The following is a 20,632-nucleotide window of genomic DNA, read 5'->3' as shown; positions in this document are numbered from 1 at the left end:
TGTCACAATCAATCTAACATAGTGAAAAGGAGGTCAATAATATGATTAGCAAAGGTTCGGAATGGCATCGTTGGGAGCCACATATTCATGCTCCAGGAACAGTACTTAACAATCAATTTGGGAATAATAACTCTTGGGATGATTACATTAAGGCTATTGAAGAAAACTTTCCGTTAATAGAAGCACTGGCAGTAACTGATTACTATCTCACCGAAACATATGAACAAGTTTTAAAGCAAAAGGATGGTGGAAGGTTACCAAACGTTCAGTTGATTTTTCCAAACATTGAATTGCGCCTTGATGTTGCAGCTAAATCAGGGTTTGTAAATATACATCTTCTCGTTAGCCCAGAAGAGCCCGACCATCTCGAGCAGCTTCATAGAATATTAGGTCGTTTACAATTTAATGCATTTGGCGACAGGTTTGATTGTAAAAAAAACGACTTAATTAGACTAGGGCGACTATCAGAACCAACTATTCAGGATGATATTGCAGCTCTTAAACAGGGGGCTACTCAATTCAAAGTAAACTTCGCTCAACTTAGGGAAGTTTTTCAAGAGAGCGATTGGGCTAAACATAATATATTAATTGCGGTTGCGGGCGCATCCGGCGATGGAACTTCTGGAGTGCGTCAAGCTGCCGATGCAACAGTTCGTCAGGAAATTGAAAAATTTGCTCATATCATTTTTGCTAGTAGCTCCGCTCAGCGAGAGTTTTGGTTAGGACAAAAGTCCGTAACTGCTGACGAACTGAGAGATCGATACCATGGTTGCAAACCATGTTTACACGGCAGTGACTCACATGATTTGGAATCTATCGGTAAGCCCAAAAATAATCGATATTCTTGGATTAAAGGAGGATTAGATTTTGATTCTTTACGGCAGGCTTGTATCGATCCTGAAAACCGAGCTTTTGTAGGATCTGAGCCTCCAAAAAGTGCTATGCCTTCACAGGTAATATCTAAACTGTCAATCAACAATGCTACTTGGGCAACTACACCCAATATTCCATTGAATCCCGGCCTTATCGCTATCGTTGGGGCCCGTGGCTCTGGTAAAACAGCTTTAGCCGATATGATTGCTGCTGGGTGTGATGCCATTTCAGATCAAGCTTGGAATGCAAATGAGTACACTAGTCCATCGTTTCTAGCTCGAGCTAAATCCCTAATCTGTGATGAAACAGTGACGCTGCATTGGGGCGGGGGGAATGAAACTACTAGAGAGCTGAATGGGAATGATGCGAATAGTCATTTGTCGTACCCGCGAGCGCGATATCTAAGTCAACAGTTTGTCGAGGAATTATGCTCTTCAAATGGAGTTTCTGATGGTTTAATTGAAGAAATTGAGAGAGTAATTTTCGAAGCTCACTCTATAGATGAGCGAGAAGGAGCTATTAATTTTGCAGGATTTCGGGAATACAAAACGATTAGGTTTCAACAAGCAAGAAAGCGAGAAAGCGAAGCTATCACTAATATATCCGAACGGATCTCAACAGAACTAGAGAAAGAAACTGCAATTGACAACCTTTTATCTCAGGTCGCTCAAAAAAAGACGTTGATCAAGAGTTACGATGCAGATTTGAAAAAACTTGTGGTCAGTGGAACTGAACAACAAGCTAAGAAACATGCTGAACTTAGTGAGCTAGCGCAGACCATTCGAAATAAAATTCAGGATTTCAGCAATCAAAAACGTACTTTTCTCTCGATGCAAGATGAAGTTACTAGTACGCGAGCAACTAAAGCGCCTGAATTGCTTCGACAAACACAAGAAAGACATAATCTAAGTGGTCTTGATGACCAACAATGGGATGAATTTCTCCTAACCTACAAAGGCAACGTTGATGCTAGCCTCACTGATTATATTACCTGGGTAGATGCGCAAATTGCGGAGTTAAATGGTAAGCCGGTTCAAGTGACAAATCCTAACTCCCCAATAATTGCAGACAATAGTGATTTATCAAAGTTAACGCTCTCAACTCTTGTGGCAGAGATGACGAGGCTAGAGGCCATACTGAGTGCAGATAAGCTAGTTAGAGATCAATATACTGCTATCACAAAACGTATATCTCAAGAGAAAGCAACTTTAAAGTCGCTAGAAGAGAAGCTAACTGACGCTAAAGGAGCCTTTCAGAGACGAAAAATTTTACAATCAGAACGTGATGATACATATAGTCGGGTTTTTGAGGCGATCATAAATGAGCAAAACGCTCTGTCAGAGCTTTATAAACCCCTAATGAAGCGCTTAGCATCTTCAAGCGGTACCCTTGGTAAATTGAGCTTTTCAGTAAAACGGATCGTCGATGTTAATGAGTGGGGTGACTTTGCTGAAAAGAATTTACTAGATCTTAGAAAGGCTGGCGTATTTAATGGCCGAGGTGCACTAACAAACTTGGTATCTAAATCACTTATGCCGGCGTGGGAAACTGGAACAGCAGAAAACATTAAAGATGCTATGGCTAGTTTCATTAATGATCACATGGGAGAGTTACTTGCTCATGCTCCGGTTACGAAACAGCAGCAATTAGAATATAGATCGTGGTTAAAAAAGTTTGCTCACTGGTTGTTTAGTACAGACCATATCTCAATTTGCTACGAGATTTTATATGACGGCATTGATATAAGAAAGCTATCGCCTAGGACAAGGGGAATAGTATTACTTTTGCTATACCTCGCTTTGGACGAGGCGGATGACAGACCACTGATTATCGACCAACCCGAAGAGAACTTAGATCCAAAGTCGGTCAATGATGAGTTGGTACCATTATTCATAGACTCTAAAAGTAAGCGGCAAGTAATCATGGTTACGCACAATGCAAACCTTGTTATTAATACCGACGCCGATCAAATAATAATTGCCGAAGTTGGACAACATCAATCCGGCATACTTCCTCCGATTAGCTACGTTGCAGGAGGATTAGAAAATAACTATATACGGACTACGGTTTGCGAAATCTTGGAAGGTGGTGAAAAAGCTTTTCGAGAAAGGGCTAGACGTCTTAGAGTTAGGCTGCAAAGGTAGTTATGGCAAATACCCTGTTTCTTCTGGAGGTCGAATGTTTCTAAATATTGATGAAAACGAACGTGACGATCATATTTACCGAATTATGTCATATGAAAGGTTTCTCGAACTTTTCGATTCAAAGCAAAATATATTGGTCAGTCCGAATAAGTGGGAAGACACTTTTGAAAACTATGCTTTAAAATCAACGTTAAAGTTTCCCGATGGTGCAGAATTGAAGTTGGATACTCATCAGAGGTTATATGGTCAATGCTGGACAACATCGAAAGCATCAGATGCAATGTGGAGAATCTACTCTCACGATAAGAAAAGCGTAAGAATTAGAACAACTATCAATAAGTTACTAATGAGTCTAGGAATTGCAAATGCTAATACCTCGATGACCAAGTCTTGTATAGGTAAAGTAAGTTACCTTTCCGAAAAAGAAATTGCCCACTCTGCCAAAAAAGCATTTACAAACTCAGGTCAAATGACTTTTGGGAGTTTGTTTCGCTCATTGTTAGTTAAGCGTAAAGCTTTTAAGCACGAGAAGGAAATAAGGTTGGTTTATCTAGATTGGGGATACGAGTTACCTCAGGAAGATATTTATAAGTACGAGATTGATCCTCATGATTTAATAACACAAGTGATGATCGACCCTCGTATTAATTATCATGAATTTACCACTATAAAAAATGATATTCGGGAAAAGACAGGTTATCGAGGAGATATTAAAAGGTCGCTGCTTTATCGTTTACCGGAGCCCATAACAATTGAAGTAGAACAGGAAGTGCCAATGAGCCAAGAAAAGCCATTTATCTGAATAAAAATGTGTATATTTACAATAGAGAACACTTTAAATTGAGGTCTCATGTTGATTCGTTTTCATTTTGTGATAGCGAAAAATAGCCAAGCAAACACCATCAAAATTTAACACTTTACTCTGTCACAAAACTCTGTCACATTATTGATATACGAACTCAAAGACACGAGTTCTGTGGCCTATAGATTTCGGTCAGAGAATCCCTCTCTCTCCGCCATTTTTTTGTGATTTTTACGTTTAACCAGTTGGCTTATCTTGCTTTATCGGTCTTTTTTGGTTTGCTCGCTTATACTTTGACTGGTACTCACGTCTTTGTTTTGTGACCTCGTATAAAACGATACCGGTAGTTGTCGCCAGATTTAAACTTTCGATCATGCCGAACATGGGTATCGAAACACAAAATGCACTTTTTGAGACAACCCTATCGCTGATTCCTCTAGCTTCGTTACCAAACCAAACTGCCAGTCTTGTTTGTGTGTAATCTGCCTCATGTAGTATGTAGTTATCTTTTCCTTTGGTATGTGGCGAAGTAACAACCGAGATGAAACGGTTGTTAGCTAAATGTGCAAGGCACTCTTCACTGCTATCAAAGCGTTTGACGAACGTCCATTTAGACGCAGAAACTGAAATTTTGGAGATGGATTTTCTTTCGCGTAATTCTTCCCAGTCGTCCGGTAAAGACTTCCTTTCGTCAACAACGTATATCTTCTCAACACCAAGAGCGTTAGCGTTTCTTATTACCGCACCTATGTTTTTAACGTCCATGGGATTTTCAAGAACGGCAATTAAGTTTTTGCACTGGTAATCTTTAATATCGTTTGCTCGCTGTCTAATGGTGCTATTAGCGTTTTCCATTCTAGCTATTAATCCTTCTGTTGTGCTGTAATCTTTTCTTGAGGTAACTTAAAATCACAGCATAGCATTTATGCCTAAGTTTTTTCTAAACCAACTATTGCCAGTGATACGAAAGAGTTTTATGAAATTGTTTCAACGTTGTTATTTAATACGTTGGGTATCTAAAAAAATACCACAATGTTTTCAATATATTTGGAGCGGTAACAACACACAATATAGGGTGAGCACCAGCATTTCCTAAAAAATGCCAGTACCCGAGTATAACAATAGTAAATTTAACGCATCTGCACTGCGGACCTTACGTCATTTTCATTCGATAATAAAATATCATATCGTTGTACCTCCAATCGTTATCTTTTAGTTAAAACGGCGTCGTATGTCGGTCAGTTTGATGTTTGTTAACGCAGTGCAGATGCAGCTAACCGACTCAGAAGACTCATAATGAACATCACACTTCTAGAATTTGCGTTAGTTCATAACTCATCAAGTTAAGATAAGTTTCGCACGAAGAAATAAATTTAATAAAAGCTGATTATGCTAGTTTGCCTATTTTTTAATTGTGAAAACACAATAAAACTATCAAGCAAGTGTCTGATTTAATTAAAGGGTTTCGCCATTGTTAGGTGACAAATAAGGTGATTGGTGCTAATTTAATCGTAGTTAATATTTGGCGATTGATTAAAATGTTAGCTTAGTCTGCAACGTAAAAACGGAAACAGCAGATTAAGCAGGACAAGGATGCAATAAGACAAGTATGAGTCCAATTAACAAAAAGACATTAAGCGAGACTGACGTTATCACCAAGTTCATCATGCCAGCTATTAAATCAGTTGGGTGGGATGATATGACGCAAATTCGCCAAGAAGTGAAACTGCGTGACGGTAAGGTGATAGTGCGCGGTATGGCTGCGGCTCGTAAGTCAGTAAAATCAGCAGATATTGTCTTATATCATAAACCATCCATACCCCTTGCGGTTGTTGAAGCAAAAGCCAACAAACATGAAATTGGCAAAGGTATGCAGCAGGGCTTAGACTACGCAAAGTTGCTTGATGTCCCGTTCATATTTGCCAGCAATGGCGACGGTTTCATTTTCCACGATAGAACTAACCCACAACAAATAGAAACCGAGATTACGCTTTCAGACTTTCCGTCTCCTGAGACGCTTTGGCGTAAGTATTGTGAGTTTAAAGGTTATACTGAAAGCCAACTACCAGTAATATCTCAAGACTATTATGATGATGGTTCTGGCAAGTCTCCTCGCTATTATCAATTACAAGCTATCAACAAAACAGTAGAAGCGGTCTCATCAGGTAAAGACCGTATATTACTTGTAATGGCAACTGGCACCGGCAAAACCTACACCGCTTTTCAAATAATCTGGCGTTTGTGGAAAGCTAAAGCCAAAAAGCGTATTTTGTTCTTAGCCGACCGCAATGTATTGGTTGATCAAACTCGCATAAATGACTTTCAACCATTTGGGCAGGCAATGACCAAAATTACAGGTAGAAAGGTAGATCCAGCTTACGAAGTACACTTGGCATTATATCAAGCATTGACTGGGCCAGAAGAATCTCAAAAGGCATACAAACAGGTTGATCCCGACTTTTTCGACCTAATTATAATTGACGAGTGTCATCGAGGCAGCGCTGCTGATGATAGTGCTTGGCGAGAAATCCTTGAATATTTTGGCACGGCAACTCAAATTGGGCTTACTGCAACACCCAAAGAAACCGATGAAGTATCGAATATCGATTACTTTGGTGAGCCAACCTATATGTACTCTCTCAAAGAGGGCATTGAAGATGGATTCTTAGCGCCTTATAAGGTAGTGCGAGTCGACTTAGATTTAGATTTACAAGGTTGGAGACCCACAAAAGGCCAAGTCGACAAGCATGGGAATGTAATTGACGATCGTATTTACAATGTAAAAGATTTTGATAGAACCTTAGTGATTGATGAGAGAACACAGTTAGTAGCTGAAACCATATCAAATTATTTAAAACGCACAGACCCAATGGCAAAAACAATTGTTTTTTGTAACGATATCGATCACGCCGATCGTATGCGCAGAGCACTGATTAACTGCAATAATGAACAATACGCCAAAAACGAAAAGTACGTCATGAAAATCACCGGTGATGACGAGATAGGCAAGGGTCAACTAGATAACTTCATTAACCCTAAAAAAGCGTATCCAGTTATTGCTACTACCTCTGAACTAATGACAACAGGCGTTGATGCCAAGACTTGTAAACTAGTTGTCTTAGACCAAAACATTCAGTCTATGACCAAGTTTAAACAAATCATCGGGCGCGGCACGCGAATCGATGACAAGTTTAATAAACTGTGGTTCACCATTCTTGATTTCAAAAAAGCGACGGAGCTTTTTGCTGATGAACGTTTTGACGGTGTACCCGAAAAAATAATAGCGGCTAAACCAGAAGAAATTAACGATCCAGAATCTGGTTTTGAGGACTTGATTGATGATCCGAGTAATCACAATGAAGATGACACTCATTGTTTAGGTAGCGACGATACTGGTTTCGATTACCCCGCATCATCTGAAAGCGGTGGCGTAGGCAATATCATTGAGCCAGATGACGACAAGGTGAATAAGTATCATGTAAAAGGCGTCACAGTTAAGAAAATTGCTGAGCGTGTTCAATATTACGACACAGACGGCAAGCTTGTTACCGAATCATTTAAAGATTACACCAAGAAAACCCTAGCAATCCAATATGCTTCATTAGATGAGTTTGTGAAAAAGTGGAACGACGCCGACCGTAAACAAAGCATTATCGACGAATTAGCGGAAGAGGGCATTTTATGGACTGCCCTTGAGCAAGAGGTAGGCAAAGATATCGACCCATTTGACATGATATGCCACGTAGTATTTGATCAACCTGCGCTAACGCGAAGCGAGCGTGCCAACAACGTTAAAAAGCAAAACTACTTTACCAAATACTCTGAACAAGCTCAGATAGTGTTAGAAAAATTGCTAGACAAATACGCTGATGCAGGTGTACTGGAAGTCGAAAATTTACAAACCATAAAAGTTCAACCATTTACCGAAATAGGCTCTTTCAAAGAGATAGTAAAAGATGGTTTTGGTGGTCGAAAACAATACGACCAAGCCATTACCGAACTAGAACAGGCTATCTATTCATCATCACCTTATAAAGCGCCAAACAAAACAGCATAAATAATAAGAGAAATAACAATATGTCAGTAAGCACCGTAATTAAATCCATTCAAGACATTATGCGCAAAGACGCGGGCGTAGATGGCGACGCGCAACGCTTAGGTCAAATGTCATGGCTGTTATTCTTGAAAATATTCGATGCGCAAGAAGAAGAACTTGAATTGGAGCTTGATGATTACCGCACACCTATTGATGAACGATTCTTATGGCGAACCTGGGCACAAGATAACGAGGGAATAACAGGTGATGCACTGCTAGAGTTTATTAACGATGATCTGTTTCCAACTCTGAAAAACCTCACCACCCCAATAGATAAAAATCCACGTGGGTTTGTGGTTAAAGAAGCGTTTAGTGATGCTTTTAACTACATGAAAAACGGCACGCTGCTTCGTCAAGTGATCAATAAACTCAATGAGGTCGACTTTACCGATTCAAAAGAACGTCATTTGTTTGGTGATATTTACGAGCAGATTCTTCGTGACTTACAAAGTGCAGGTAATGCAGGTGAGTTTTATACGCCACGAGCGGTTACAAAATTTATGGTCAATAGGCTCGACCCAAAACTAGGCGAACAAGTGTTTGACCCAGCGTGTGGAACAGGTGGATTTTTGACATGCTCAATTGACCACGTACGCGACAACTATGTTAAAACGGGCAGTGATCGCCAAACCCTGCAAAAGCAAATTTACGGTGTCGAAAAGAAGCAACTTCCACACTTATTGGCAACAACCAATATGATGCTGCACGGTATTGAAGTACCCGTACAAATTAAACATGGCAATACACTAAACAAATCACTATCGAACTGGGATGCAGATTTTGATGTGATTGTGACAAATCCGCCTTTTGGTGGCACAGAAGAAGACGGTATTGAAAAGAACTTCCCATCTGACATGCAAACCCGCGAAACAGCCGATTTATTCCTACAGCTTATTGTTGAAGTGCTAAAAGATGGCGGCAGAGCTGCGGTAGTATTACCCGACGGCACGCTTTTTGGGGAAGGTGTAAAAACAAAAATCAAAAAGCTACTCACCGAAGAATGTAACCTACATACAATAGTGCGCTTACCCAATGGTGTATTTAACCCTTACACCGGTATTAAAACAAACATATTGTTTTTTACCAAAGGGCAACCAACAAAGAACATTTGGTTTTATGAACACCCTTATCCAGAAGGCGTAAAAAACTACAATAAAACCAAGCCGATGAAGTTCGAAGAATTTAAAACCGAGCAGTCGTGGTGGGGTAGTGAAGAAGATGGGTTTGCCAGCAGAAAAGAAACTGAGCAGGCATGGAAAGTTAGCATTGACGATATCATTGCAAGAAACTTCAACTTAGATATTAAAAACCCCCATGTAGGCGAACTAGTAGTGCATGACCCAGAAGAGCTACTTGCGACATACGAAAGCCAACAGCAAGAAATCCAAAAACTGCGAGATCAACTGAAAGGTATTTTGAACGAGGCATTGTCTAATGACAAATAAAAGTCTAACGCCCAATAAAGACCTGAAGTTAAACAAAGAGCTGACGCAAAACACAAGCGAGCAGGGCGGTAACAAGACTTTAATTGACGAACTAAAGCACGTTATTGCACAAACAAAAAACCATAGGTGCAAGTCAGTGTTAATTCGCATATCACTCTTCTGTATTGGCAAGTAGGCGAGAGGATTCAAACGCATATACTAAAACAAGAACGGGCTGACTACGGCAAACAAGTTATCAATAACGTTGCAACAGAACTCACTCGTTTGTTTGGTGTAGGTTTTAGCCACACAAACCTGCGAAAAATGATTCAATTTTATCAAGCATACCCCGATTCAGAGATTGTCGTGACACTGTCACGACAATTAAGTTGGTCGCATTTTATAAGACTGCTATCTATTGATGATGCAACAAAAAGAGACTTCTATACGCAGATGGCCTCTATCGATAACTGGAGTGTACGCACTTTACGCAAGCGAATAGATTCAATGCTGTTTGAGCGCACGGCCATTTCCAAAAAGCCAGATGAATTAATAGAACTAGAGCTAAAGCAGCTAAAAACCGATAACAAGGGAGGCTCTGAATTAAGTCCAAGCATGTTACTAAAAGACCCATACGTACTCGACTTTTTAGAACTCAACGACACGTACATTGAAAAAGACTTAGAAGACGCTATTTTGCGCGAGCTTGAGCAATTTTTATTAGAGCTAGGCTCAGGCTTTAGCTTTATCGGGCGGCAACATCGCGTTCAAATTGGTGGTGAAGATTTCTATATTGACTTGCTTTTCTACAACAGAAAACTAAAACGCTTGGTAGCACTTGATTTAAAAATAGGCGAATTTAAAGCAGCCTATAAAGGTCAAATGGAGCTTTACCTTGGTTACTTAGTAAAATATGAACAAGAACCCGATGAACAAGCTCCACTGGGTATTATCTTATGTGCCGGAAAAAATAATGAGCAAGTCGAGTTATTAGATATGGACAAATCAGGCATTCACGTTGCCGACTATTTAACCGCGCTACCCTCCAAAGAAGTGCTTCAACAGAAGCTTCATCAAGCTATTGAAAAGAGTCGTCAACGTCTTGGCAAAGGCATTGGCGATTCGGTTGGAGGTACTCATGACTGATGTAAATAATTTGATTACAGAGCATTTAGATATTTGGACTTCGGCAGTAAAAGCAAAATCAGCATCAGGTCGAGGTAGTTCAAAAAAATTGATTTATATGGAATTAAGAAGCTGCGTGAGTTGATTTTGGAGTTGGCAGTTCGTGGTAATTTGGTGCCACAGGATCCGAACGATGAGCCAGCTAGTGAATTAATAAAGAGAATCAATGCGCAAAATGTAACATTTGAGAAAGTTAAAGCAGTAAAGAGAAAGTCTTTCCCCCTGTGAATGACGACGAGAAACCGTTTGAATTGCCCCTCGGATGGGAGTTTACTAGATTTGGTAATATCTATTCGCTTGAATATGGAAACAATCTGCCACGCGCAAAGAGAAGCTTCACAGGAGAGTATTTTGTCTATGGTTCCAACGGTGTTGTTGGAACGCATGATGAGGCGTGTATATTTGACCCTTGTATTATTGTAGGTAGAAAAGGTTCGGCTGGAGCTTTAAACCTTAGTGTGGAACATAGTTGTTGGGTTACTGATGTAGCTTATAGTGTTGTGCCCTCAGAATTTTTGAATATTAATTTTGTATTTAATCAGTTTCACACTTTGAGACTAGATGCGCTAGGAAAGGGTATTAAGCCTGGACTAAATAGAAACGAAGTAAACATTCTAGTCGTAGCTGTTCCTCCTTTAAAAGAACAAAATAGGATTGTTGTAAAAATCAATGAACTAATGGCGCTTTGCGACCAACTCGAATCCCAAACCGAAAACAGCATCCAAGCCCATAAAACCTTAGTAGAAACCCTACTTGGCACCTTAACTAACACAAAAGACGCCGACGCCTTCCAACAAACCTTAGCAACGCATCAGCCAACACTTCGACGTATTATTCACCACCGAAGACAGCATCGACCAACTAAAACAAACCATCCTGCAACTCGCAGTAATGGGCAAACTCGTCAAACGAGACCCTAACGATGAACCAGCATCTAAACTGTTAGAGCGCATTGCTGCTAAAAAAGAACAACTCATCAAAGACGGTAAAATCAAAAAGCAAAAGCCACTGCCCCCAATTGAAGATCATGAAAAACAATTTGAGTTGCCTCATGGATGGGAATTTGAGCGCATGGGTAACTTAACTTCAAGATTAGGGTCTGGTAGAACCCCAAGAGGGGGGCAAAACGCTTACGTTGATAAAGGAGTCATATTCCTGAGGTCTCAGAACATTTGGAATGACGGATTAAAACTTAACGATACTGCTTTTATAACCGATGAAACAAATGAAAAAATGAACAACACTAAAGTTTTTCCTAGCGATGTTTTATTAAACATAACGGGTGCATCATTAGGGCGTTCGACTATATTTCCTAGTCACTTAAAAATAGCCAACGTAAGCCAACATGTAACGATTATTCGACTTATAGAAGAAACGATGGGTCCTTTTTTGCATTTGGGGATTCTATCTCCATTGGTACAGAGGTTAGTTTGGGGACGCCAAGTAGGAATGGCTATTGAGGGTCTTAGCAAAAAAGTTTTGGAATTGTTCGAATTTCCAATACCCCCACTAACTGAACAAAAACGGATTGTCGCTAAAGTAGAAGAATTGATGGATATTTGTGATTCACTAAAAGCTAATTTAAATCAAGCTAGCCAAACAGAATTGCGGCTTGCTAATACTTTCGTTGCTAACAATTTGTGAATATTATCAGGAGCGCAGGGTTAATTATTGGCAAGCGGATCGTGAATTACTAAAAATTATATTTAAATCCCAAATGAGATGAAAGAAAGGACGCATTTGTGAATATTAGTGAGACAGTTCGAAAGCAAGTTTATAGTGCAATAGTGCAAGATAAACAATCATTTTCATTTGCGAGGAACTATGAAAAAGGACTAATTCCTTTTTTAGGTCAAATTTATGATTTAAAAAGTATGCCATCGGAAGATTCCCGTTTTAGCAATGCAGAACAAGACATATTTCAGCACACCATAAATAATGACGATTGGGACAACGAATATCTTTTTTTAGAGCGATTAAAGCTCTTAGAAAGTAGTGAAACATTTACGAAGTTCATCGAAACGTTTGTTAAGCCGGAGTTTCAAGCCAGTCCAGAAGAGTCATTTAGATATTTTAACCTAATAAACGAATTCTTACGACAGGATGATTTGTCATTGGTGACTGTTGGTTTTAATGATGAGTTTCCAATTTTTCAAATTGATAGCCTCATTAATGATGGTCATCCGCCAGAAATAGTTAGGAATAAAATACCTTTTTATGTTGATAAACCGGGCGTTTGGGCTAGTATACATGTAGGCAATTTAGTTGTTACTGCCGGCAGGCCTGTAAAACACTTTGTTTTAGTCGCTGACCTTTGGAATGATTTCGGTTATTTAACTCAATTTTATCTTTGCTTTTTTGATGGCGCGGAAAGGTTTGATCTTCGTTGGGTAAAGGTTGGTAGCAAAAATGATAAAAACGCTATTGCAAAATTGCCAATTGAGTTTGATTCGCTCGAACATAGCTTCTGTTCCTTAGGTCAAAATATTGAATACTACTCGGAGTTTCAACAACTTTTTGGCCCAGGATTCAAAAGTGTTTTGTACGCACTGCGAGATGTAGCATTTTTTTCAGACATTTCAGACGAGTTTGAAAGGCTAGAAGTATTCAGAGATTCTCTTATTCGAGATGATGACGCAGAAAGACTTCACAGACAAGTTAGACCAATGTTGCTTGACATGAATGTTGAGAGTCTTTATACATTTACATATCAATTCAGCCCGAACTATTCTAACAAAGAGTTATCCATTAATTTTGACTTTAATAGTCAAGGAGAGATACAAAACAGAATCGTTGCAATAATCGGGAAAAATGGAGCGGGAAAGACCCAACTGATTACATCCCTACCGTTAGACTTTTCTAAAGGCAATAGTAAAAAGTTTTCACCGCATAGCCCTATTTTTAGCAAAGTTATCGCGGTGTCTTACAGTTCATTTGATAATTTTGAAATCCCAAAGAAGACATCTGATTTTAATTATACATATTGCGGAATCAGAGATGATAACGGGGAACTTAGAAGTAAAAGGGGGCTTCTTCTCAAGTTTCATTATACATGGAAGAGAATTCAGGCGATTGGTAGGCTTGAAAAATGGAGAAGCGTTATTTCTAACTTTCTTGACGATAATATAATAGAGCTTTTTATACGGCCTGAACCAAATAATAGCGAAAAACTTTATTTTGACCAAGAAGGCTTTAAAAAAGCTGAAAACTCATTAAGTTCGGGGCAAAGTATTATTTTGTTTGTAGTATCTGAGATAGTCGCCAACATTAGGTATGACAGTTTGATGCTCTTTGATGAACCAGAAACTCATCTACATCCCAACGCAATTTCTCAGTTGATGAATGCAATAGCAGAATTAGTTTATGAGTTTCAATCATTTTGTGTAATTGCAACACATTCTCCTCTAATTATTCAAGAAATATTTTCTAAGAACGTTTACATTTTGTCGAAGGAAGAAAACGTTCCTTCTATCAGTCAAATTGGTATCGAGTCATTCGGTGAAAACTTATCAACATTAACAGAAGAGGTTTTTGGTAACAGAACGATTCCAAGACACTACAAAGAGGTGATAGACAGGCTTTTCGAAAAATATAATACATATGATGCTGTTCTAAGTGCACTACAGCAAGATAATCTACCCTCCAGTCTCAATGTTCGGTTGTACCTGCGTAGTTTGGTTGAAACAGATGATTAATTTAAACGCATACACAGGAGAGTCATTTGGTTTTTACAGTGATATTACTTCAAAACTTAGGAGTAGACCCAATCGTCCCAATTTTAAGGAGGAAATAGAAGAATTGAAAGCTGCACAGGAAATATTGTTTACGCAGTATGATCGTTTGTTTCAGACCAAGACACTTACAGATTTGAATTCTCAAAACCATACGCTTTCAATAAAGCGTGATTTAAAAAATTTGTATAGTTACCGAAATAAAAAAATACAAGAGCTTAAAGCGATTCTGACAAAACACCCTGTTACCGACAGAATGTTAAATACGTGTCAGAATTGCACAATAAATGAAGTCGACACGATGGACCATTTAGTTCCTCAAGAAGAGTTTGCTGAGTTTTCTGTGCACCCCAAAAACCTATTCCCGTGCTGTAGCGCATGCAATCGTTTAAAGAATGACAGTTGGAGAGACAATGAAGGAAATTATCTATTTCTAAATTTGTACCTTCATAACGTTCCTGAAACTCAGTTTTTATTTGTTAATTTTGATATAAATTGGACACCAGAATTTAGTATTCGTAATGACGGTGATATTGAACCTGAGTTATTCACGCTCATTGAAAACCATTATACTTCGTTGAAATTATTAGCGAGGTTTAGACTTAATAGTTCAAGAGTTATTGAACGCTTAGTAGCTGATATTAGCACATCAAAGATTGATGATGTCGGTCAGGTAATTACTGATAGGTGCGCAGAGATGAAAGCTGTTTTAGGTTTTAATCATTGGGAAGTTGTATTAGAAGATGCTATTGGTAGTAACCAAGATTTTATTGAGACATGCATCAACAATAGATGTTAAGGACCATAGCAACTTAAACTTAATTTCTACTAGTGAGCGTCAAACTATTCCTGTGGGTGATGAAAAATTTTCAATATCAACTAAAGAGATTTATCTGGCTTGTATATGCGATACTTCTTGCTTGCCAGTTTAGCTAACAGTATTTCAATCGTTGCTCAGCCAAGTTATCGACCAAACCAAGCTTTAGGTATTATTAGTGATTGTATTGTCTAGTTTCCGATGTATAAACGATACCATTGACAAGATATCTAATGCATCTAGTTCACTCATGGGCCAAGATGTCTTTGGCGCGTGAGCTACAGGGTTTCGAACGGAGCCGAATAAACCAATGAGAACATTATTAAAGCCCTTTTGCTCGCTAATTTCGGTATCCGTAATCAAATTATTAATCTTCAATATCGGTTGTTTAACAGAAAATGCTTTATTAAAAAGCTCAGCTCCATCCGATGTCAAGGACGACATATTACGAATCCGCTCTGTAATACCCTTGACAGCCTCAAGCACGGCATGAAAGTAATTTTCATCAACAAGCTCGGTTCGACAATAATGAAATACTTCTTTATGGGCTTTGCGGTCTTCAAGTTTCGCCCGCAGAGCACCAGCACGCTCTCTTGCTCCCTTTAACGTTGTCGTTTTTGAAGTCTTAATTACTTTACCATCTTCTCTCACCATGAATCCTGCAAACGATAATACAACGTTAAGTTCAGAACGACGCCATTCAAATTTTTCTCTATCTCTAGCATAGCTAACCGGATCAAGCGCACGATTAATGAACATAATCAAATGATTTCCTACTTGGTGTTTATTTTGTGCCTCACCTAGAGCATTAAAAAGGCGTTTCCATTTCGTCATGGAAGGGGATACGTCTTGAATATTACAGTCTTGAATTAAACTGCCAATTTCTGAGCCAGTTAGTCCTAGCTCTGTATCAGCCAGCACCCGACAAGCGGCTTCAAGTTTTTGTGAGTTAAATGGTGCGATTTTTTGCATATGTTCTTGTGATTACGTTGCTCTAAATAGGGTTTGTGTAATTGAAAACATTTATCTTATGTAATTTAAAATTGTCAGGTCCATAATCATCATCCCATTTGACTAATAATTCTTGTTTGGGCATGTTATCGCAAGTAATGCTCGTGATAAATCTAACGAATTTATTAGGAGCTAATTCGATTACAGGTAGTTTGTCTACTAACTCTGAATCTATGACAAAATCATTTCCAAGAGGAAAATCTACTCTAATGTTATGAGCGGAACAATAACCAATATTAGTAATTACTAGTTTTTCATCAAAAATATCAACGTCGATAAGCGCTCTGTTTTCATTCTCTGCGTGTTGGTCTAACTTTAATAGCTCTATTTCGGTAACACGCTTTTGTAGACTGACTAATTCTTGTTGTTTTTTATTGTTACCCCAAGAGTTATACAATGCAAGACCGGCAATAAGTAATGAGCCGGATGAAATGAAGATAGCTACTAATTCATAGACGCTCAAAATAACCCCTTTTATAAAAAGTTTTGTTGCACAATGTCATTTATTCTACACAACTGAAAGCTTCATGTATTTATCTTCGTCATCGTTCATGTACCTTAAACTGGAATATTGCTCTTATTTAATGCAGGGATTAAATTTATTAATTAAAAATTAATATCATAAAATAATAAAATTAAGTTTATTTTATAAGATTATGACTTATAAAGAGTTTCCAAAAAAACCTAAGTTTAGGTAAATAAGAGATTATTTCATACACTGTTCTCAATCAAGAATGAAAGAGAGCGGTCAAAATATGTATTCACTCATTAGTTACAGGTATAGTTTTACGCAAACGCAAACGCAAACGCAAACGCAAACGCAAACGCAAACGCAAACGCAAACGCAAACGCAAAGCGTAAACCATTATTCATAGGCTCAACAGAACTTAACCTATGACATTACCTACTCAACCAAACAAAAGCGGACTTCTTGCCAATGGCAAGTTCGATTTTAAGTGGTTGAATGACAATAGCGATGAGCTATTGTGTATAGAAGTAGCGAAAGGCCTAATTGAACGGCAAGAGGCACAAGTAGGTAAGCTGTATCTAGAGATTCGTAACAAGACAATAAGGTTTTCTCGACGAATTAATGGTAAGCCACTTAGAATAAATCTAGGTTCACGTACTTATTCAGGGATTAGCAATTCCTTGGTACAAGCAAAAATGCTTATTAAATCTTCTCCAGAAGATCTAGAGCAAGAAAAAGAGAAACGTGCGAAGAGGCACCCTAAAAATCGCTTATTTTCACATGTATGTGATGACTACGAGTGTAATATGCTAGTTGGGTTAGAAAAAGCAACAGAAAAAGACTACAAGACGCAATTAAATAGAATTAAAAACACTTTGAACATATTAATATTGATATGCTCAAGCACAAGGATGTAGAGGTATGGGTCAAAAACACGCTAGCATCAAAAGAACTCAGTGCTAAGTCTGTCAGTAAAATGATGACTATGCTAAAAACAGTTATGAAAAGGGCTGTCTAGCTTGAAGTAATAAGTGGTATTATAGTCGATTTTGATACCATTCATACAATCATCAATCGTTTTAAAAATGTTAATCCGAGTGTTTGTGATACTAAAACCTTGGGTATAGATGATCTAGCTGCGTTAGAAAGTCTAGATACTGAAAATTTAAAGACTCACGGGTTGGAAGCAGTTAGGAATGCGGCATTATTAACTGCAACATCAGTGGCAACTCGGTCAGGTGAGACCCGCGCATTAGAGTTGCAAGATATAAAAGTAGTTGATGATGGTGAGTATACCATTGATATAAATAGGTCTTGTGCGCTTGAGAGTTATAAACGGCCGAAAAATGAAAACAAGCAATTGTCCACAATTAATGTGTTTGAAAGCTCAGCGGTTTATCTTGAGAGGTTAGTGGATGATGCAAAAAATTATCCAACTCAGAAAATAACGCTTAAAGAATCAAATAATGATTTATCCAGTGAGAGCCTTGATTTTCTTGTCGTAAATCCAAACACAGGTTTAGCATACACAGAATATGAATACCGACGCGATATTTACAAACTTCAGAAACTAGCCGGTATTGAAAACCCTGTACCACCTAAGCAACTCAGACATACTGCGGCAAGAATGTTCAATGAGGCTGGCATAGATGTAAAAGATTACTCTAAGCAGTTTACACATGCCAGCCACAAAACTACTATTGAGTTTTATGGTGGTAGAGAAATATTTAAAGTCGACCCTGATGTTCTTAAACATATGAATACTTCTACCAGTCAATATTTCGAAGTTGCGCTTAGCGGCGTTCCCAAAAATACTGATAAAATTAGAAAACCCAGAGCTTTACTACGAAAAGACTCGTTGAATCCTGCGCTAATGTTTAGTGCAAATAAACCTTACAAGTCAAAAAGCCAAGAATTAGTTGAAAGTTATTCGATTGCTCGGGGGGCGTTGGAATCTTTAGTATTTAATAGCCCTTGAAGAAAATGTAAGTAAGAAAACAGAGGTTATGTGTATTAACGAACCACATATTGTAGCCGAGTTTTAAAAATCCCACTTTCAAGCAATCACATGAATCTTTGCTAGATTCTACTGAGTTTAAGGCAGGCGCTTTTTCTATTGTAGAAGTTCCTAGTATAAACCTGCTAGCAAGACCAAGTGGGGTATTAAAACCCGATACTCTAGGTCCATTGGCTCCAAACATACCAACATCTTTACAGAGAAATGAGTGGGTGCGAATTAACGCTATTGCTGCCACATGATGGCAAACTGCTTAGATTCATGAAACGTAAGGTCTTAGACAAAAAAGTGTGGTGAAGAAGAGTAGACGCCGAAAGTATGTTTTATCTTAGTGCTCTAACTCGACTTATTTTTTTATGTTAATACAGATGCTTTAATTTTAGGTACTAAAAACGCATAAAAATTCTTGGGATCAAATTGGGATCAAAAGGCACTAAAAAGCGTAAAAAAACTTCATATAGAACATGGTTTTATATTTAAAATCAATTATTTAACTAATTCTCGGAGGGTTTGAATCCCTCTCTCCGCCAAACCATGCTACGTTTAAATCATCATTATGACTAAGACATAACGTTATATGCAGCCCACTAATTCTGATTAATATATTTCGCTATATAACAGTCTTGCGATACCAATGCTGCAGGCGAGTAATCAAAATCACTCTCAAACACTTCTCCATTTGTCCTTAACGTATATGCCAGATGTTCAATTAATGACCAGTTGTTTGAAATTAGCTTTTTTGCCGTATCAAAAGACTGTTGTATTAACTTTTGTTGTTTCTCAACTGGGTTGACACTATATCGGTTTGCATTGGGCGACTGACATATGTCGATTGATACAAGAAACTTTTTAGTTAGTTTAAATACCCTTGTTAGATCCTTGTATTTAAAAACGTCATAGCTATTCTCATTTTCAAAATATATTGCTTGTAGGGCTCTTCTGGATAAAAGAATGTGAATGTCAGCAAGTACTGCAAGTTTACTATGTTTGTTATTGTCTAACATGTCTATATAGTATTTTCGGTGATAAAAGTTTGCATACAAAATCCGTGTACCTGTCTGAAACTTGTTAATAATAACTAATTTCGCTGCCATATAGTAAGCATCTAATTCCTCTTCAAATTGCTGAGCTATAGACTTATTAATTTCGGATTCTAGTGGGTAAAAAATCTCTTTAGTAATTGTCGGTAACTTTATTCTATTTTCACCTGATGGTAATTTATTGATGACAACATCGATAAGTTCACATATTGAACTGTAACCTTTTCCGGCAAGAATTTGAGATAAAGCAATGCTGTCGCAATCATTCACTTCAATGCCGTTTTTTCGAAAATGTTCTGTGATAAGAGCCGCACGTTCATTCCTATTTGGTAGATTTAGTTGTAATGATGTGTATACGGTTAATTCGTTTATTACTTTAAACACCGGGCCTTTAACTTTTGATGTGCACACTACAAATAGAGTGTTGACGAATGCTTCTTTTGAGCGCTCAGTCTTATTGAAAATGATACGTAAGTTGTTTATTGCAGTAGACATTACAACTTTGGTGGTTTTATAAATAGCCTCAAAATCTTCAATTAGTATAACTGTTGGGACTTTCTTTTTAGCCATTTCGATTATCTTGCCTGCTTTTTGGTCAAACTCGTCTTTGACCAAATCTACTAACTCAATCTTAACGCAATCAACATCATGTGCTTTGCACATCGTCTTTACTAAATAGTGTTTTCCATTGTTTCGCGGGCCAGTTAGAACCAAAGTGCTTGCGTTTACCGGGTGTCTATTACCGGTATGCATAAAAGGTAAGAGAGAATTAAACTTTGCTTGGGCAATTTGATGACCAATAATGACATGTGAGTCGGCTACACTGTCGACACTCTCGCTAACATTATTCGTATTTTTCTTGTTCCGTTGTTGGGTGTGTTGTCTAACGTTAGCCGTCCTTTTTTGATTTTGTTTTGAGATTTCAATATTGAGGGTCATTTCATTTTTTTCCATGATTAGCAGCACCTTTATCTTTAGTTGAAACTCTGCAAGATAAAAAGGTCAAATCATATAAAAGCCCAT

The 20,632-nt window shown here is 38.1% G+C and carries 15 protein-coding genes; 11 read left to right on the top strand and 4 right to left on the bottom strand.

Features of this window, described 5'->3' with window-relative positions; all coding sequences use genetic code 11:
• The first annotated feature begins 41 nt into the window (after positions 1 to 41).
• Both ACZ1G6_RS09755 and ACZ1G6_RS09750 read left to right on the top strand, forming a co-directional pair.
• Positions 42 to 3,017: a TrlF family AAA-like ATPase gene (locus ACZ1G6_RS09755; protein ID WP_472616134.1), complete on the top strand. Its 2,976-nt coding sequence runs from the start codon at positions 42 to 44 to the stop codon at positions 3,015 to 3,017.
• On the top strand, positions 2,962 to 3,819 hold the full coding sequence (locus ACZ1G6_RS09750; RefSeq protein ID WP_472616133.1) for a DUF2971 domain-containing protein: 858 nt from the start codon (positions 2,962 to 2,964) through the stop codon (positions 3,817 to 3,819). Before ACZ1G6_RS09755 ends, ACZ1G6_RS09750 begins: the two co-directional genes overlap by 56 nt.
• Positions 3,820 to 4,056: 237 nt before the next feature.
• Here ACZ1G6_RS09750 and ACZ1G6_RS09745 read toward each other — a convergent pair whose 3' ends face one another.
• The gene (locus tag ACZ1G6_RS09745; protein WP_472616132.1) at positions 4,057 to 4,674 is read right to left on the bottom strand and encodes a TrmH family RNA methyltransferase; all 618 of its coding nucleotides are present in this window, start codon (positions 4,672 to 4,674) and stop codon (positions 4,057 to 4,059) included.
• Positions 4,675 to 5,428: 754 nt separating this feature from the next.
• Here ACZ1G6_RS09745 and hsdR point away from each other — a divergent pair.
• The 7 genes from hsdR (at position 5,429) to ACZ1G6_RS09710 (ending at position 15,054) form a co-directional block, all read left to right on the top strand.
• A complete protein-coding gene (gene hsdR, locus ACZ1G6_RS09740; protein ID WP_472616131.1) occupies positions 5,429 to 7,876 on the top strand; it encodes an EcoAI/FtnUII family type I restriction enzme subunit R in 2,448 nt (815 codons plus the stop codon).
• 20 nt (positions 7,877 to 7,896) lie between these two features.
• Complete coding sequence (locus tag ACZ1G6_RS09735) at positions 7,897 to 9,360, top strand: N-6 DNA methylase (protein WP_472616130.1); 1,464 nt, start codon at positions 7,897 to 7,899, stop codon at positions 9,358 to 9,360.
• A gap of 126 nt (positions 9,361 to 9,486) precedes the next feature.
• On the top strand, positions 9,487 to 10,485 hold the full coding sequence (locus ACZ1G6_RS09730) for a PDDEXK nuclease domain-containing protein (protein ID WP_472616129.1): 999 nt from the start codon (positions 9,487 to 9,489) through the stop codon (positions 10,483 to 10,485).
• Positions 10,486 to 10,748: 263 nt separating this feature from the next.
• Complete coding sequence (locus tag ACZ1G6_RS09725; RefSeq protein ID WP_472616128.1) at positions 10,749 to 11,444, top strand: restriction endonuclease subunit S; 696 nt, start codon at positions 10,749 to 10,751, stop codon at positions 11,442 to 11,444.
• Positions 11,416 to 12,168: a restriction endonuclease subunit S gene (locus ACZ1G6_RS09720; RefSeq protein ID WP_472616127.1), complete on the top strand. Its 753-nt coding sequence runs from the start codon at positions 11,416 to 11,418 to the stop codon at positions 12,166 to 12,168. The genes ACZ1G6_RS09725 and ACZ1G6_RS09720 overlap by 29 nt, the downstream gene beginning before the upstream one ends.
• A 98-nt stretch (positions 12,169 to 12,266) precedes the next feature.
• Positions 12,267 to 14,219, top strand: coding sequence for an AbiJ-related protein (locus ACZ1G6_RS09715; RefSeq protein ID WP_472616126.1), 1,953 nt, complete (start codon positions 12,267 to 12,269; stop codon positions 14,217 to 14,219).
• 103 nt (positions 14,220 to 14,322) lie between these two features.
• Positions 14,323 to 15,054 (top strand): hypothetical protein, encoded by a 732-nt coding sequence (locus ACZ1G6_RS09710; RefSeq protein WP_472616125.1) that lies wholly within the window; start codon positions 14,323 to 14,325, stop codon positions 15,052 to 15,054.
• 183 nt (positions 15,055 to 15,237) lie between these two features.
• On the opposite strand, the gene ACZ1G6_RS09705 is transcribed toward ACZ1G6_RS09710, so the two are convergent.
• Entirely contained in the window at positions 15,238 to 16,044 is an 807-nt protein-coding gene (locus tag ACZ1G6_RS09705; protein ID WP_472616124.1) for a TIGR02391 family protein, read from the bottom strand.
• 22 nt (positions 16,045 to 16,066) lie between these two features.
• The gene (locus ACZ1G6_RS09700) at positions 16,067 to 16,546 is read right to left on the bottom strand and encodes a hypothetical protein (RefSeq protein ID WP_472616123.1); all 480 of its coding nucleotides are present in this window, start codon (positions 16,544 to 16,546) and stop codon (positions 16,067 to 16,069) included.
• Positions 16,547 to 16,977: 431 nt separating this feature from the next.
• Here ACZ1G6_RS09700 and ACZ1G6_RS09695 point away from each other — a divergent pair, with 431 nt between their 5' ends.
• Together ACZ1G6_RS09695 and ACZ1G6_RS09690 are read left to right on the top strand one after the other, a co-directional pair.
• Positions 16,978 to 17,469 (top strand): hypothetical protein, encoded by a 492-nt coding sequence (locus ACZ1G6_RS09695; RefSeq protein ID WP_472616122.1) that lies wholly within the window; start codon positions 16,978 to 16,980, stop codon positions 17,467 to 17,469.
• 263 nt (positions 17,470 to 17,732) lie between these two features.
• Positions 17,733 to 18,530, top strand: coding sequence for a tyrosine-type recombinase/integrase (locus ACZ1G6_RS09690; RefSeq protein ID WP_472616121.1), 798 nt, complete (start codon positions 17,733 to 17,735; stop codon positions 18,528 to 18,530).
• A gap of 626 nt (positions 18,531 to 19,156) precedes the next feature.
• Here the strand turns inward: ACZ1G6_RS09690 and ACZ1G6_RS09685 are convergent.
• Positions 19,157 to 20,563 (bottom strand): AAA family ATPase, encoded by a 1,407-nt coding sequence (locus tag ACZ1G6_RS09685; RefSeq protein WP_472616120.1) that lies wholly within the window; start codon positions 20,561 to 20,563, stop codon positions 19,157 to 19,159.
• Positions 20,564 to 20,632: the final 69 nt, after the last annotated feature.

This window comes from Glaciecola sp. HA4-3 (assembly GCF_055693685.1).
This window is presented reverse-complemented; position numbering and strand designations above follow the sequence as displayed.

Excerpts from the sequence above, each read along its gene's own strand:
- ACZ1G6_RS09755 (WP_472616134.1), top strand. The coding sequence starts at position 42 with ATGATTAGCAAAGGTTCGGAATGGCATCGTTGGGAGCCACATATTCAT.
- ACZ1G6_RS09745 (WP_472616132.1), bottom strand. The coding sequence starts at position 4,674 with ATGGAAAACGCTAATAGCACCATTAGACAGCGAGCAAACGATATTAAA.
- hsdR (WP_472616131.1), top strand. The coding sequence starts at position 5,429 with ATGAGTCCAATTAACAAAAAGACATTAAGCGAGACTGACGTTATCACC.
- ACZ1G6_RS09735 (WP_472616130.1), top strand. The coding sequence starts at position 7,897 with ATGTCAGTAAGCACCGTAATTAAATCCATTCAAGACATTATGCGCAAA.
- ACZ1G6_RS09720 (WP_472616127.1), top strand. The coding sequence starts at position 11,416 with ATGGGCAAACTCGTCAAACGAGACCCTAACGATGAACCAGCATCTAAA.
- ACZ1G6_RS09705 (WP_472616124.1), bottom strand. The coding sequence starts at position 16,044 with ATGCAAAAAATCGCACCATTTAACTCACAAAAACTTGAAGCCGCTTGT.
- ACZ1G6_RS09695 (WP_472616122.1), top strand. The coding sequence starts at position 16,978 with ATGACATTACCTACTCAACCAAACAAAAGCGGACTTCTTGCCAATGGC.
- ACZ1G6_RS09685 (WP_472616120.1), bottom strand. The coding sequence starts at position 20,563 with ATGGAAAAAAATGAAATGACCCTCAATATTGAAATCTCAAAACAAAAT.